The sequence below is a fragment of the Proteus sp. fly-1067 genome, from assembly GCF_040139345.1.
Lineage (GTDB): Bacteria > Pseudomonadota > Gammaproteobacteria > Enterobacterales > Enterobacteriaceae > Proteus > Proteus vulgaris_B.
Map to the genome: position 1 here is coordinate 1 of NZ_JBEEUL010000300.1, position 508 is coordinate 508.

General features: G+C 40.4%; 1 protein-coding gene. It reads right to left on the reverse strand.

Translation table 11 applies throughout. From position 1 onward, the window contains the following. Positions 1-508: 23S rRNA (cytidine(2498)-2'-O)-methyltransferase RlmM (gene rlmM, locus ABN217_RS20510; RefSeq protein WP_349460047.1), on the reverse strand; the 508-nt coding region annotated here is incomplete at both ends.

Genomic DNA, 508 nt, shown 5'->3' on the forward strand with positions numbered 1-508 from the left:
ATATCACACACTAACCAAGTGATATTGTTGGTGCTAGGCTGGAATTTAAAACCATCTACTCGATGATGCTTAACTTGCCCTGTATCCATTAAACTCTGAGCCATCGGACCATTATCAACCGCATGTACCATCATACTGCGTTTTACTAACTGGTAAGTCCAACCTCCGGGGCATGCCCCTAAATCAACGGCATTCATACCGCTACCTAAGCGCTCATCCCATTCATCATAAGGAATAAACACATGGAATGCCTCTTCAAGTTTCAATGTTGAACGACTTGGTGCATCCGATGGAAACTTCAGACGAGGGATCCCCATATAAAATGGAGAGCTGTTTGTACTATATGAATAACCTGTATAACAGCAGCCTGATGCAATAAAGAAAACATGGATAACAGGACGTTTAAAGTTTTCTTTCGCTAATAAGATTTTTTCCTCCCTTAACGCATTACGTAGAGGCTCCGTAAATTTTCGGCAAAATTTCATTAACTCTTTGCTTTCTTTAGTAT